The organism is Nocardia sp. NBC_00508, from assembly GCF_036346875.1.
GTDB lineage: Bacteria > Actinomycetota > Actinomycetes > Mycobacteriales > Mycobacteriaceae > Nocardia.
Genome location: NZ_CP107852.1, coordinates 4,930,093 through 4,942,432 on the forward strand (window position 1 = coordinate 4,930,093; position 12,340 = coordinate 4,942,432).

Genomic DNA, 12,340 nt, shown 5'->3' on the forward strand with positions numbered 1-12,340 from the left:
ACCCGCGCCACGTGGTTGAAGTCCCGATGTCGTGGCAAGCCGGGCGGAGGCTCTCGGGCGTCAGCTCGTCATCGCGACGGCCGGGGTCTGCCACACGGTCCGGCACGAGTCGTGCACCGGCGATCGGCGCGATTCGCTTATCGAGCTCGTCTGGCGCCGGTGCTCGGCCCTGGATTCGTGGTCACCGCGCGGTCGATCCGATGAGCGATGACGCGCAGTTGTGCGATCAGCTCCGGTGGCTCGGACACCTGGAAGTCCGCTCCCAGCCCGAGGAGCCGGTGCGCCAGCCATTCCGGCGAGTCGTCCCGGACCGCATCGATCCGGCAGGAGTGCTCATTGATCGCGACGACCTCGCCTGGACCGTCGCCCAGCCGCCCCGCTACCCGGTGGACCGGGGCGTCTACGGTCGCTCGAATCCGGAATGCCGGTGTGCCCCAGTCGGTTCGGCTCCCGGTCACGTAGGCGGCGGCGTCGGCGGCGGGTAGTGGGCGCGGGGTGAAGCGCGCGGCGGTGGGCTGTGGACGGGAGATCCGGTCGACGCGATAGACCCGCCAGTCGGCGCGGTCGAGGTCGTAGCCGACCAGATACCAGCGCCGCCGGAGGGGCACCAGGCCCACCGGCTCGATATTGCGCCGGGTTTCGGTGCCTGCCTCGGCGCGATAGGCGAAACGCACCCGCTCCCGGTTGGTCACGGTCGCGGCGAGCGTGGCGAGTACTTCGGGGTCCACCGCGGGGCCGTCGTCGGTGGGCGGGGTCAACGCGGTGCCCAGGACCCGTACCCTGCGCCGTAATTTCGCGGGCAGCACCTGCTCGAGTTTGGCCAGGGCCCGGACCGACGCTTCCTCGATTCCGGCCACGGCGGACCCGGCCGCCGCGCGCAACCCGACCGCGATGGCGACGGCCTCGTCGTCCTCGACCAGCAGCGGCGGCATGGCCGCGCCCGCCACCAGCCGGTAGCCGCCCGCCGCGCCCAGCGTCGCGGCCACCGGATAGCCGAGTTCGCGCAGGCGGTCGATATCGCGGCGCACCGTGCGGTCGGTGACGCCGAGGCGTTCGGCCAGTTCGCTGCCCGGCCATTCGCGGGGAGTCTGCAGCAGCGACAGGAGGCGGAGCAATCGGGCTGGGGTGTCGTTCACGAAATTCAGGATCGCAGAGATCTAGGACCTGAACAGTCCTAGATGATCCCTAGTGTCGTGGTTGTCCCGCAGGACCGACCGGCAAGGAGCCGCACCGATGACCAGCAACACCGACATTCGCCCGTTCCGCATCGAGATCCCGCAGGCCGACCTGGACGACCTGAACGACCGGCTCGGCCGCACCCGCTGGTCGGCCCAGCTGCCCGGGGCGGGCTGGGATCGGGGCGTGCCGGTCGACTACCTGCGCGAGCTGGCCGAGTACTGGCGGACCGAGTTCGACTGGCGCGCACAGGAAACGGCGCTCAACAAGTTCCCGCAGTTCATCACGAACATCGACGGCCTCGACGTGCATTTCCTGCACGTGCGCTCGCCGGAGCCGGACGCCACGCCGCTGATCCTGACCCACGGCTGGCCGAACTCGTTCGTCGAATTCACCGAGACCATCGGCCTGCTGGCCAATCCGCGCGCGCACGGCCTCGACCCGGCGCATACATTTCACGTCGTGGTGCCTTCGGTGCCAGGTTTCGCGTTCTCCGAAGGACCGCGGGAACCGGGCATGACACCGGGGAAAGTAGCCGCGATGTGGCTCGTGCTGATGGATCGGCTCGGTTACCAGCGCTTCGGCGCCCAGGGCGGCGACCTCGGCGCCTACGTCGCGCCCGAACTCGCCATCGCCGCTCCGGACCGGGTGATCGGCGTGCACCTCGACGGCGGGATCGGGATGCCGACCGAGGCCGACGTACCCACCATGACACCGGACGAACGCGCCGAGTGGGACCTCATGCAGACCTGGATGACCGGCGTGAACCACCACGTGCTGCTGCACCACGCGCCGCAGACCTTCGCACACGCCTGGACCGACTCGCCGGTGGGCCTGCTCGGCTGGCTGATGCAGAAGTTCACCGAGTTCGCCCCGCTCGCCGACCGCGTCGAGGACGTGATCAGCCGTGACCACCTGCTGACCAACATCAGCCTGTACTGGTTCACCAACACCGCGGCCTCGTCGTCCTGGCCGATGTACAACGGCCTCGGCGACCGCGGGTTCACTTGGCCGAAAGGCCAGAAAGCGGTGCCCACCGGCACCTACGGCGGCGGCTCCGCACTGATGCGGCGACTCGCCGAACAGGGCAACACCATCGTGCACTGGCCGGAGGGCAACACCGGCAACCACTTCGTGGCGATGGAATGCCCGGACGCGCACGCCGCGGACATCCGCGCATTCTTCACCAAACTGGGCTGAATACCCGGCAGCGGCACCGCATCCGGTGATTCGGTCCTGATCGGCCGCCGCCTAGAGCGGCACCCGCCGTGCCGACCCGCTCGGACCGCGCGTGAAACGGACGAGAGCCCTCGAATCCGTTGGGATTCAAGGGCTCTCGTCGCATTCGAAGCTAGTGTCGGTGGAACTCTCTGACGATGACCCCGGTGGTGAAAGCGTCCCATTCGCCAGGGGTGAAGACCAGCGCCGGACCGGTTGGGTTCTTGCTGTCACGTACGCCAACCGAACCTCCGTCGAGGAAGGCGACCTCGACACAGTCGGACTGGGTGGCGCTGTGGCTGCTCTTGAACCACGTGGCTCCGGATAGGTCGGCAGTCATGCTGAGAACTCCTTCGCTACCTGCCGGAGCAGGCTCCTGCTCTCTGTCTCATTGAGCGATGCACGTCGAATGCTGTCGTGCACCTCATCGTACCGATGCAGATCGTTCGGTTTCTCCAGGTACATGCACGCCGTGAATGTCTCTAGATAGACGATTGGGGGTGAGACGGGCACGCCTTTGGCATCTCTATCGAACTCGAGAGTGGCGAACTGTCCGACGGGATGACCGACCGGTGCGCCAGCAGAGAAGGGCAGCGCCCGGAGCGTCACATTGGGTAGCTTTCCAATCTCCGCGAGATGCCGATTCTGTGCGGACATGATCTTGGGGCCGCCGATAGCGCTGCGCAGTGCCGCCTCGTGTAGAACGACATCCAGCATGAGGGGACAGTGCCTTCTGGTAAGGATCGTTTGGCGTTTCATCCGGAGTTCAACGCGGCGGTCACGTTCTGCGGCGCTCTCCCCGGGTGTGCCAACCTCTATGAGAGCCCGGGCGTAGTCTGCGGTCTGAAGCAGACCGTGTACCAGCGATGGCTGGTACACGGCCAGCTTCCGCGCTGCGGTCTCGAGGCCGACGTACACGTCGAAGGTTGCGGGGATGAGGTGGCCGTATTCGTGCCACCAGTTCATCTCGCCGCCTTGCTGGAGTAGCCCGGTCATTGCATCGGTCATCTCCCGCGACATTTCGAGTACTTCGCAAATCGCTTGTAGCTCGTGGGCTTTCAGCCGTGTCGATATGCCCTTCTCGACCCGTTGCACCACCGAAGAACTCACCCCTGTCAGTTCGGCCACCCGCTCCTGCGAGAGATTGAGCGCCGTGCGCGCCTCGCGCAGGTATCGGCCGAGCTGCCGCCTCGGCAAAGTTGATCCGCTGTCCATGATGAAGCCCCCTATCTCGACTGTGCAGACCGCCCGTACTGGGTGAAACGATTCTGCGAACTGGGGGCCGCTCTGGCCCTTCGCGCGGAAGCGATTGGGATACCCAGTTTCCGGAACGCGATGCAGGTCAGCAGTGCTGTGCTTGAGCTGCGTCCGGCAGAGAACCTACGCCGATTCCGTTCTCCGATCTGGTGTTTATCCGATACCCGCCAGAGGCCGTGCGCACCACAACCGATCGCCCGCAGGAGGTAGACCGATGCACGCGCCCGCCGACGTCATACACCGATCCCACTACTACCGGCGCGCCTGTGGATTGCCGTGCTTTGTGGACCGCGAGGCGCACCGCATCGTGCTACGCGCGGGAATTCCGGTGGGCGCGGTGACGATGCCTGCTCAATGGGGAGAGTCGGTTCGCGACCGGCTTACCCATCAGGGATTGCGCGGGCCGATCGTCTGGCACCGCTCGCAGCGCTGGACCTTCTTGACGAGGGCGGAGCCACCGGAGTTGGCGGGCGACCACGTCATCGCGGCGCGGCTGATGCGGCTGAGCGCATCGATCGTCCCGGCGGGTGGTGAGATCGCGTTGCCCGGCCCGGCCGACGAGCTGGCGGGCTACCGCCGGTGGGTGGTCCCACCGCGAGATCCCGACCGCCCCAACATGACCACCGTCGTGGAGGCGCTGCTGGACTGTTCAGGAAAGGCGGTGCGCCGGTGAACGGCCGACATCGCCATCGGAGGGGTGCGCCATGACCGTGAGCGATCCGTTGCCCACCAAACATCAACTGCTGCGGGCCTGAGGGGGCAATATTGCCGATGATCATCCGCTGCTGCGCTTCGCCCATGAACTGTCCTGCCTGCACGAGCGACTCCTGTGCGCGGATCGCGACACCGCCGACGAGATCGACCTCCTGCGCGCCCGCCTGGTGCGCGATATCGACCGCTGGGTCACCGCGCAACTCCCGCCCTCGCATGGCGCGGCCTTGGTTCACACCGAGACCATCGGCGCGGTCATCGACCGTCTGGGCCAGCTCACCGCCTGCGCCTACGCCGCGCTGGCCAGCACGTCCACCAGTGAACTGGGCGATGTCTGGGAACGCCTCGCCGAGCTGGCCATTGGCTATGAGGACATGGCGGCGGAAGTGCGTGCCGGTCGGCGGCGTTTGCCCGGCGGGCCATAATTTCGTCACACGGTCCTGCCGCCACCCTCCACCGCTGCCCGATCGGCCGCGCTGGCCGCCTCACTGAACCGAGCGGTAAAGTCGGCCGCAGTCATGGGGGCGGAGGAGCCGGTCCGGCCCACGGCGGAAGCACGAGCCACCACCAGCAGTGAGGGAGCCGATAACGAACAGGGGGAACACCCTTCGAGCTGTCGATCTCGCGGTCGGTGCTGCGCGGGTGCTCGTGCCCTGCCGGGACATTTCCGACGGGACGCCGAGCGCGACCACAGGGCAGAAGACCTCCGTTGTCGCCAGCGCGTCCACCGCGCAATCGTCGCCTGTCAAAGATGCGGCACCGTGGGATCCTCGCACATCGCCAGACGGCGGGCGCGCAACCGGATTGGATCCAGCCAGGAGTTATCTCGAAACCATCTCGAATGGAACCTACGAGTTGGTTGGTACGTCCAACTCTGCAAGATCACGTGGGTAAGCACGTACCGTACAGCAGGCATACCGGGGAGTTCAGTGACGGAAACAGCAGGCGCCGGATCCGATTTCGCGATGGTTCCGGCCGAAGTCAGCGATGCGGGCCGCTACGTCCAGCAAGCGGCAAACCAACTCATCTCCGGCCTCCGGTCGGCTGATGCCGAGGTCGCCGGGCTCATGGCGACATGGCGCGGTCCAGCCGCCACCGCGTATCAGGCGGCATGGGATGAGGCGCGCCGTGGTGCGGTGCAGATCCTCGAGGCGCTGGACGGTATGGGTGATCTGCTCGGCGTGGCGGTCGACACGGTGGTCGCGGTGGACACCGGCCGCGCCGAGGCCACGTCGTCGCTGGACCTGCCATGACAGCCGAGTTCGGCGTCGACCTGGCGCATTTGGACGCTGTCACGGCCCGCATCGGCGGATTGGCCGGTTTCGCGGAGGACACATTCGCCGGTGTCAATCGGCGGGTAGACGCGCTGCATCGCACCTGGACCGGCGACGCTGCGGCTAAACATGCCGAGGCACATCGAGATTGGGCGGAGGGCGCCGCGGACGTGCGCGACGGCATCGCGGCCATGCGCGCGGCCGCCGTGGCGGCGCACACCGCCTACAGCGACGCCATTACCGTCAACGTGCAGATTCTGGAGAGTTGACCAAATGAGCGTGCTCGGTATCGACCCACAGGTGTACTACTCCACCGCGGCCGGGCTCCAGGACGCCGCTACCAAATGGTTTTCGGCAATGGACGCCCGTCATGGTGCGCTGTCGGAATGCGCCAGCATGGCCGGATCGTACGAGGAGGCGCGCGGCTGGGCCGCCCAATACGACGACGTGGCGTCATCCGTTCTGCGAGAAGGCGCGCGGATCGCCGAGGCCGCAGGAAATTTCGCGTCCGTCGTTCAAACGGTGGGCCACAACTATGCGCTGGCCGAGCACTCGGCGACCATCAATGCGGGCGGTCCTGGTCCGGAGAAACCCGCACCATTCCCACCTCCCGTGTACTTGTGCCGGGTGCCGCTGCCGTCCGCGGGCGGTCCCGGCAATGGTCTGGTATCCGACTCGGTCGAACTGATCGAGATGATCGGTGTGACCGTGCCCGACGGCGACACCGACAAATTACAGAACGTTTCGGATGCGTGGAAACAGATCCAGACCGATCCGGCTATAGCCGATTTTCCCGCGTTTCTCGACCAGATCGCCGCGGAGCTCGAACGGAATATTGCACCGGAAATTCCGCTCGTCATCAAAGACCTTCAGATACTGCGCGACTCGTCACGAGACCTGATCGCCGCGTTCGCCGAGCTGTCGGCAGCCTGCCTGGACCATAAGCAGTCACTCACAGAGCTGCGGGACAAACTGATGGTCCTGCTGCAAGACCTCGGAAAACAGATCGCCGCAGAAGTCGGCATCACCATTGCGCTTGCTGTGGCCGCATCGGTGCTCACCGCCGGACTCGGCGCGGCAGTGGGCAGTGCGCGAGTCGCGCAAATCATCGCGAAAGCTGCCGGACCGATTCGTGGACTGATCGATGGTTGGAAGGCGGCCCGGAAAGCAAAGCAGGTACGCGAATTCAACTCGTTGGCCAACGTTGCCAAGCGTCGAGCCGACCTGGATCGTATTGCGAACATGGGCAAGAAGGCCACGGATACGCGTCCGGCGCAGCTCTCCGGGCGAGATGTGGACACGATCGCCGACTACACCGGATCGGCCTCCGACTACGCGAACGGAGCATTGCGGCGCGGGAACGTCACTCCGGAACAGCAGCGATATATTGACGACCTGAACCGGGCGCTGGATAAATTGCCGGACTACCGGGGTCCGGTCACTCGCGTGACCAATCTCGAGCCCGAAGAAATCGCGGCTTATCGGCGGGCATGGGAGCGAGGTGAGGGCCACACGGACCCAGCGTTCACCAGCACATCCCCACTCACAAACGGCGGCGGCGTCCGCGACGGCAACGTGGAATTCCAAATATTCTCACAGACCGGAAAAGACATCACCCAGTATTCGGCACCCGGAAATCCCGAAATCCTGTTCAAATCGGGCACCCCGTTCAAGCCGACAAATATATTTACTGACTGGACGACAGGCCGAACGGTTATTCAAATGACGGAAGTCCTGAAATAGGAGCGGTTTATGGAAGAGAGAGTTGCCGGAAAGATTTTCGGCGTGCAGACAGGTCCGGTCGACCCCGAATTGCTCGCGGAAGCCAATGCCGCATTCGAAGAATTTAATGCGCGCCCGCCGCAAGTACACCCACGGGACCTGCCTGCGCGGTTCCGCGACGACTACGTGGGCACCGAAAAAGAAGCGCTGTTCCGGGAGCAGGAAGCGCAGCGACAACGGGAGTGGGCAGAACAACGTCAGCAGGAGCATGATGAGAGGCCATAGCAATTGCGGCGCGGGACCGTCACTCCGGAACAGCAGAGATACATTGATGATCTGAATGCGGCGCTGAGTAAATTGCCGAACCATGAAGGCCCGGTGACCCGAGTAACCGACCTGACTCCGGAACAGATCGACCGCTACCGTCGCGCGCTGGACAGAGGCGACAACGTCATGGAGGACGCGTTCACCAGTACAAGCCCGCTCAAACAGGGCGGCAATGTGCGAGAAGGCAACGTGGAATTCCATTATGTCTCGCGCACCGGTAAAGACATCACTCCATATTCGGCGCCCGGAAATCCAGAAATTCTTTTCAGGTCGGGTACCGAGTTCAAGCCGACGCGTATATACACCGATTGGTCTACCGGCCGAACGGTGATTCAAATGATCGAACCCCTAGCAGGAGGACCCTGATGGAGCAGTACGAGGAAAAGGCTTTCGGGAAGACGTTCCGGCCCGGCCGTACGATCGACCCCGAATATTTGGCGAAAGCGAATGCCATGTTGGAGGAATTCGCCGCCCGGGCGCCGGAAATGCATCCGGCCGATCTGCCCGAACGATTCCGTGACGACCTAGCTGGTACCGAATATGACCAGTGGTACCGGGAGCGGGAAGCGCAGCGGCAACAGGCGTGGGCAGAACAACGTCAGCAAGAGCGCTGAAGTACTGTTCAAATCCGGCACGCCGTTCAAGCCGACAAATATATTTTACTGACTGGACAACAGGCCGAACCGTTATTCAAATGACGGAAGTCCTGAAATAGAAGCGGTATATGGAAGAGAGAGTTGCCGGACAGGTTTTCGGCGTGCAGACAGGTCCGGTCGACCCCGAATTGCTTGCGGAAGCCGATGCCGCATTCGAAGAATTCAATGCGCGCCCGCCGCAAGTACACCCACGGACCTGCCTGGGCGGTGGTCGAACGGCCGCATCACCGGACATCGTCGCTGGACGCGGACTCCAGACGCACCGTGCGCCTGAACTCCAGCCGAGGTCGCAGGCTAGGGAGCCGCGGGGGCGGGCGCGGGTGCGGCGCCGTTCGGGGCGGGCGGGGCCGCACCGGGTGCGGGCGCCGGGGCGGGGGCCGGGCGGTCGGGCACCGTGAAGAGGCCGACCGTGGGCGTCATCACGCAGTGCGCGAACGGGTAGTCGATCATGCCCCACATCGAGGCGAGCACCGTGCCCGGACCGCTGTTGACCGTCTTGGACAGCGACGGCAAGCGGAACTCGGTGACGTCGTCGAGGGGGCTGAGGCCGCTGGCGCCGGTGTTCACATTGACCCACGCGACGACGAGGCCGGAGGCCAGCGGCGCGCCGGAGTGCGAGGGGGTGGCGCTGAAGCGCAACGTGCCCGGCTCGACGTTCAGATCCCGATTGGGGCCCGATCCATCGGTGGTCGCGGCGGCGATGACGGTGGTGATCGGACCGTTGCTGCCGCAGCCGAAGGTGGGCGCGGCGTACGCGAAGGGGGTGAACACGCTGGAGACGTCGCGCAGGTTGGCGGCGTCGACCAAGGTGGCGTACCTGGTGAGCGCGGCGACGCCTTCCTGGGCGGTCGGGTCGGATCCGGCGATCTCGGTCAGGTGGGCCAGGCCGGTGTCCACGGGCGCCGGGGTCTGCTCGGCGGTGGCCGGGGCGGAGAAAGTCAGAACCGCGCCGATGCCCAGAGATGCCGCGGCCGCCGTGGCGCGTGCGATGGTCCTGCCGTTCATTCGTTCACCTCGATACCGAAACCTGCCTGGTCCCCGACTCACGAGCAGCAACGTACCAGGTCGCCGCTCCCGTCGTGCCGGGAGACGGAACACCGTGCACCACCTTCCCCAGCTCTCGGTGTGATCCAGTCGACAGTGGACGTTTGCGACGAGGTAGGTTCTACTCGGACGTACGAGACACACAGGGAGCTACGTATGAAACTATCCTTGTCCCCGGAGGATGCCGCCTTCCGCGACGAACTGCGAAAGTTCTATCGGACCGAGATCCCGGAGGACATTCGCGAGCGCGTCCGCACGGGCCGTGAGCTGTCCCGCGAAGACTTCGTCACCGCGAACAAGATCCTCAACGACCACGGCCTCGCGGTGCCCAACTGGCCCGTCGAGTGGGGTGGCAAGGACTGGACGCCGATGCAGCGGCACATCTGGCAGGACGAGATGCAGCTCGCCTCGGTGCCGGAGCCGCTGACCTTCAACGCGCAGATGGTCGGCCCGGTGATCGCCCACTTCGGCTCCCAGGAGCTGAAGGAGCGGTTCCTGCCGCCCACCGCCGCGCTGGACATCTGGTGGTGCCAGGGCTTCTCCGAGCCGGACGCTGGCTCCGACCTGGCCTCGCTGCGCACCACCGCGGTCCGCGACGGCGATTCCTACATCGTCAACGGTCAGAAGATCTGGACCACGCTGGCCCAGTACGCGGACTGGATCTTCTGCCTGGTGCGCACCGACCCCAGCGCGTCGAAGAAGCAGGCGGGCATCTCGTTCCTGCTGTTCGACGTGAAGTCGCCCGGTGTCACCATCCGCCCGATCAAGCTGATCGACGGCGGGTACGAGGTGAACGAGGTCTTCTTCGAGAATGTCCGGGTGCCCGCCGACCAGCTGGTCGGCGAGGAGAACAAGGGCTGGACCTACGCGAAGTTCCTGCTCGGCAACGAACGCACCGGCATCACCGGCGTCGGCCGCACCAAGGTCAAGATCGGCGTCGCGAAGCAGTACGCGGCCGAGACCCGCTCCGGCAACGGCACGCTGCTGCAGGACCCGGTGTTCGCGGCGCGGGTCGCCGAGCTGGAGAACGAGCTGCTCGCCCTGGAGCTCACCCAGCTGCGCGTGGTCTCCAACTCGTCGGACGGCAAGCCGAACCCGGCCTCGTCGGTGCTCAAGCTGCGCGGCTCCGAACTCCAGCAGGCGGCCACCGAGCTGCTGCTGGACATCGCGGGACCGGACGCGATCCCGGTGGACGCGGACGACATCGCCTCGCCGGGCTGGGCGCAGCGCAGCGGTCCCGGCTACCTGAACTACCGCAAGACAACCATCTACGGAGGCTCCAGCGAGGTGCAGCGCACCATCATCGCCTCCACGATCCTCGGATTGTGAGGCGACACCATGGATTTCGATCTCACCGATGAACAGGTCATGCTCCGCGACACGGTTCGCGACCTGCTCGCACGCACCTACGACGCCGAATCCCGGCTGAAGATCACCGATTCCGACCTGGGCTGGAGCCGCGACGTGTGGCGTCAGCTCGCCGAACTCGGCGTGCTCGGCCTGAGTTTCGCCGAGGAGGACGGCGGCGTCGGCGCCGGTCCGGTGGAGACCATGGTCGTGCTGGAAGAGGTCGGCCGCAGGCTCGCGCCCGAACCGATCTTGGACGCGGTGCTGGTGCCCGGTGGCCTGGTGGCCGAGGCGGGCAGCGCCGAGCAGCGGCAGCGGATTCTGCCGGAGGTCGCCTCGGGCGCGAAACTGCTCGCGTTCGCCCACGCCGAGCCCGGGGTGCGCTGGCCGTCGACCGAACTGGCGACCACTGCGGCGGCGGACGGTGATTCGTACACGCTGACCGGTGTCAAGAATCCCGTCCCGCACGGTGACAGCGCCGACGAGCTGGTGGTCAGCGCCCTATTGCCGGATGGCGGGGTCGGGCTGTTCCTGGTGGCGCCGGACGCCGCGGGCGTGGTCCGCAAGTCCTACCGCACGGTGGACGGCCAGCGCGGCGCGCAGCTGGAACTGACCGATGCGCCCGCCGAGCGGCTCGGCGAGGCAGACGCGGCCGGAGTGATCGCCTCGGTGCTCACGCATGCGCAGGCGAGCCTCTGTGCGGAGTCGATCGGCGCGATGGCAGAGACGCTGCGGCTGACCACCGAATACCTGAAGCAGCGCAAGCAGTTCGGTGTCACGCTGTCGAAGTTCCAGACCCTCACCCAGCGGGCGGCCGACATGTACGTCTCGCTGGAGTTGGCGCGCAGCATGAGCCTGTATGTCACGGCGTCGCTGGCGGACGGTGCCGATGCCCCGGTGATCGCCTCGCGGGCACGGTTGCAGGTCGGGCGCTCAGCGCGCCACATCGGGCAGGAAGCCGTCCAGATGCACGGCGGCATCGGCGTCACCGCCGAGTACCCGGTGGGCCACTACGTGGCCCGGCTGACCGCGATCGGGCGCACCCTCGGGGGTGGGCTGGAGCATCTGCGGGTGCTCGGTTCCCGGGTCGGCGACTACCAGCTGCCCGAACTGTAGGACCGTGCGGTGGTGCGCGTTTCGCGCGCACCACCGGAGGTCACTCGTCCTCGTCTCGCGCGCTGGTGGTTCTGCGCGGCGTCGCGGTGGGCTCCTCCGACAGTTCGGTCGTCGTGCGCGCGGCCGATGGCCGCGCGTCCTCGGGCGGCGCGGCGTGCGCGGGGTCGTCGGCTGGGGCGGAGGGGTCCGCGGAGGTGCTGGTGACGAAGCCCGCGAATGGGCTTGGGCGCGACTGGTTGTACGGCGCGACTCTCCAGGTCGGCGATGGCGGGATGACCACCCTTGGGGTGGTCGGGCCGGTGTTGTCCTCCCGGACCACCGGCTCGGCGTGCTGTCCCGCCTTCAGCGGCGGTGGCGGGACGTAGGTGTCGTGCTTGCCGACGCCGCACGCGCCGATCAGGACGAGTCCGATGGAAACCGCTCCCGCGGCGATCGCCGGACCGGCGATCTTGGTCCTGCTGCTCTCCATCGGTGACACTCCTCGTGTGTATC

Annotated in this window: 16 protein-coding genes; 11 read left to right on the plus strand and 5 right to left on the minus strand. The window is 66.2% G+C overall.

Annotated elements, in window-relative coordinates; translation table 11 throughout:
• Positions 1–137: 137 nt before the first annotated feature.
• Positions 138–1,136: a helix-turn-helix transcriptional regulator gene (locus OHA40_RS21885; protein ID WP_330228754.1), complete on the minus strand. Its 999-nt coding sequence runs from the start codon at positions 1,134–1,136 to the stop codon at positions 138–140.
• Positions 1,137–1,233: 97 nt separating this feature from the next.
• On the opposite strand from OHA40_RS21885, the gene OHA40_RS21890 reads away from it, so the two are divergent.
• On the plus strand, positions 1,234–2,376 hold the full coding sequence (locus OHA40_RS21890) for an epoxide hydrolase family protein (protein ID WP_330228755.1): 1,143 nt from the start codon (positions 1,234–1,236) through the stop codon (positions 2,374–2,376).
• Positions 2,377–2,527: 151 nt separating this feature from the next.
• Here the strand turns inward: OHA40_RS21890 and OHA40_RS21895 are convergent, their stop codons facing one another.
• Together OHA40_RS21895 and OHA40_RS21900 are read right to left on the minus strand one after the other, a co-directional pair.
• Positions 2,528–2,734, minus strand: a complete 207-nt coding sequence (locus tag OHA40_RS21895; RefSeq protein ID WP_330228756.1) for a DUF397 domain-containing protein — start codon at positions 2,732–2,734, stop codon at positions 2,528–2,530.
• Positions 2,731–3,609 carry a helix-turn-helix domain-containing protein gene (locus tag OHA40_RS21900; RefSeq protein WP_330228757.1) on the minus strand — a complete coding sequence of 293 codons (879 nt, stop codon included), beginning with the start codon at positions 3,607–3,609 and terminating at the stop codon, positions 2,731–2,733. Before OHA40_RS21900 ends, OHA40_RS21895 begins: the two co-directional genes overlap by 4 nt.
• A gap of 256 nt (positions 3,610–3,865) precedes the next feature.
• Between OHA40_RS21900 and OHA40_RS21905 the strand changes: the two genes are divergently transcribed.
• From OHA40_RS21905 to OHA40_RS21940, 8 genes are all read left to right on the plus strand, one after another.
• Entirely contained in the window at positions 3,866–4,324 is a 459-nt protein-coding gene (locus OHA40_RS21905) for a DNA-directed RNA polymerase subunit beta (RefSeq protein ID WP_330228758.1), read from the plus strand.
• 208 nt (positions 4,325–4,532) lie between these two features.
• Complete coding sequence (locus OHA40_RS21910) at positions 4,533–4,787, plus strand: DUF4254 domain-containing protein (protein ID WP_330228759.1); 255 nt, start codon at positions 4,533–4,535, stop codon at positions 4,785–4,787.
• A gap of 504 nt (positions 4,788–5,291) precedes the next feature.
• The gene (locus OHA40_RS21915) at positions 5,292–5,615 is read left to right on the plus strand and encodes a WXG100 family type VII secretion target (RefSeq protein ID WP_330228760.1); all 324 of its coding nucleotides are present in this window, start codon (positions 5,292–5,294) and stop codon (positions 5,613–5,615) included.
• Entirely contained in the window at positions 5,612–5,905 is a 294-nt protein-coding gene (locus tag OHA40_RS21920) for a WXG100 family type VII secretion target (protein WP_330228761.1), read from the plus strand. The genes OHA40_RS21915 and OHA40_RS21920 overlap by 4 nt, the downstream gene beginning before the upstream one ends.
• A gap of 4 nt (positions 5,906–5,909) precedes the next feature.
• Positions 5,910–7,379, plus strand: a complete 1,470-nt coding sequence (locus tag OHA40_RS21925) for a hypothetical protein (protein WP_330228762.1) — start codon at positions 5,910–5,912, stop codon at positions 7,377–7,379.
• A 9-nt stretch (positions 7,380–7,388) separates the two neighbouring features.
• Complete coding sequence (locus tag OHA40_RS21930; protein WP_330228763.1) at positions 7,389–7,643, plus strand: hypothetical protein; 255 nt, start codon at positions 7,389–7,391, stop codon at positions 7,641–7,643.
• A 3-nt stretch (positions 7,644–7,646) separates the two neighbouring features.
• Positions 7,647–8,051 (plus strand): hypothetical protein, encoded by a 405-nt coding sequence (locus tag OHA40_RS21935; RefSeq protein ID WP_330228764.1) that lies wholly within the window; start codon positions 7,647–7,649, stop codon positions 8,049–8,051.
• A complete protein-coding gene (locus OHA40_RS21940) occupies positions 8,051–8,299 on the plus strand; it encodes a hypothetical protein (protein WP_330228765.1) in 249 nt (82 codons plus the stop codon). The genes OHA40_RS21935 and OHA40_RS21940 overlap by 1 nt, the downstream gene beginning before the upstream one ends.
• Positions 8,300–8,635: 336 nt before the next feature.
• On the opposite strand, the gene OHA40_RS21945 is transcribed toward OHA40_RS21940, so the two are convergent.
• Positions 8,636–9,346 (minus strand): hypothetical protein, encoded by a 711-nt coding sequence (locus OHA40_RS21945; RefSeq protein ID WP_330228766.1) that lies wholly within the window; start codon positions 9,344–9,346, stop codon positions 8,636–8,638.
• A 195-nt stretch (positions 9,347–9,541) separates the two neighbouring features.
• Between OHA40_RS21945 and OHA40_RS21950 the strand changes: the two genes are divergently transcribed.
• Together OHA40_RS21950 and OHA40_RS21955 are read left to right on the plus strand one after the other, a co-directional pair.
• On the plus strand, positions 9,542–10,714 hold the full coding sequence (locus tag OHA40_RS21950) for an acyl-CoA dehydrogenase family protein (protein ID WP_330228767.1): 1,173 nt from the start codon (positions 9,542–9,544) through the stop codon (positions 10,712–10,714).
• Positions 10,715–10,723: 9 nt separating this feature from the next.
• On the plus strand, positions 10,724–11,848 hold the full coding sequence (locus tag OHA40_RS21955) for an acyl-CoA dehydrogenase family protein (RefSeq protein ID WP_330228768.1): 1,125 nt from the start codon (positions 10,724–10,726) through the stop codon (positions 11,846–11,848).
• A gap of 40 nt (positions 11,849–11,888) precedes the next feature.
• Here OHA40_RS21955 and OHA40_RS21960 read toward each other — a convergent pair whose 3' ends face one another.
• Positions 11,889–12,317, minus strand: coding sequence for a hypothetical protein (locus OHA40_RS21960; RefSeq protein ID WP_330228769.1), 429 nt, complete (start codon positions 12,315–12,317; stop codon positions 11,889–11,891).
• Positions 12,318–12,340: the final 23 nt, after the last annotated feature.

Coding starts and splice junctions, on each gene's coding strand:
- OHA40_RS21930 (WP_330228763.1), top strand. CDS start 7,389: ATGGAAGAGAGAGTTGCCGGAAAGATTTTCGGCGTGCAGACAGGTCCG.
- OHA40_RS21895 (WP_330228756.1), bottom strand. CDS start 2,734: ATGACTGCCGACCTATCCGGAGCCACGTGGTTCAAGAGCAGCCACAGC.
- OHA40_RS21940 (WP_330228765.1), top strand. CDS start 8,051: ATGGAGCAGTACGAGGAAAAGGCTTTCGGGAAGACGTTCCGGCCCGGC.
- OHA40_RS21890 (WP_330228755.1), top strand. CDS start 1,234: ATGACCAGCAACACCGACATTCGCCCGTTCCGCATCGAGATCCCGCAG.
- OHA40_RS21925 (WP_330228762.1), top strand. CDS start 5,910: ATGAGCGTGCTCGGTATCGACCCACAGGTGTACTACTCCACCGCGGCC.
- OHA40_RS21945 (WP_330228766.1), bottom strand. CDS start 9,346: ATGAACGGCAGGACCATCGCACGCGCCACGGCGGCCGCGGCATCTCTG.
- OHA40_RS21955 (WP_330228768.1), top strand. CDS start 10,724: ATGGATTTCGATCTCACCGATGAACAGGTCATGCTCCGCGACACGGTT.
- OHA40_RS21905 (WP_330228758.1), top strand. CDS start 3,866: ATGCACGCGCCCGCCGACGTCATACACCGATCCCACTACTACCGGCGC.
- OHA40_RS21960 (WP_330228769.1), bottom strand. CDS start 12,317: ATGGAGAGCAGCAGGACCAAGATCGCCGGTCCGGCGATCGCCGCGGGA.
- OHA40_RS21950 (WP_330228767.1), top strand. CDS start 9,542: ATGAAACTATCCTTGTCCCCGGAGGATGCCGCCTTCCGCGACGAACTG.
- OHA40_RS21920 (WP_330228761.1), top strand. CDS start 5,612: ATGACAGCCGAGTTCGGCGTCGACCTGGCGCATTTGGACGCTGTCACG.
- OHA40_RS21900 (WP_330228757.1), bottom strand. CDS start 3,609: ATGGACAGCGGATCAACTTTGCCGAGGCGGCAGCTCGGCCGATACCTG.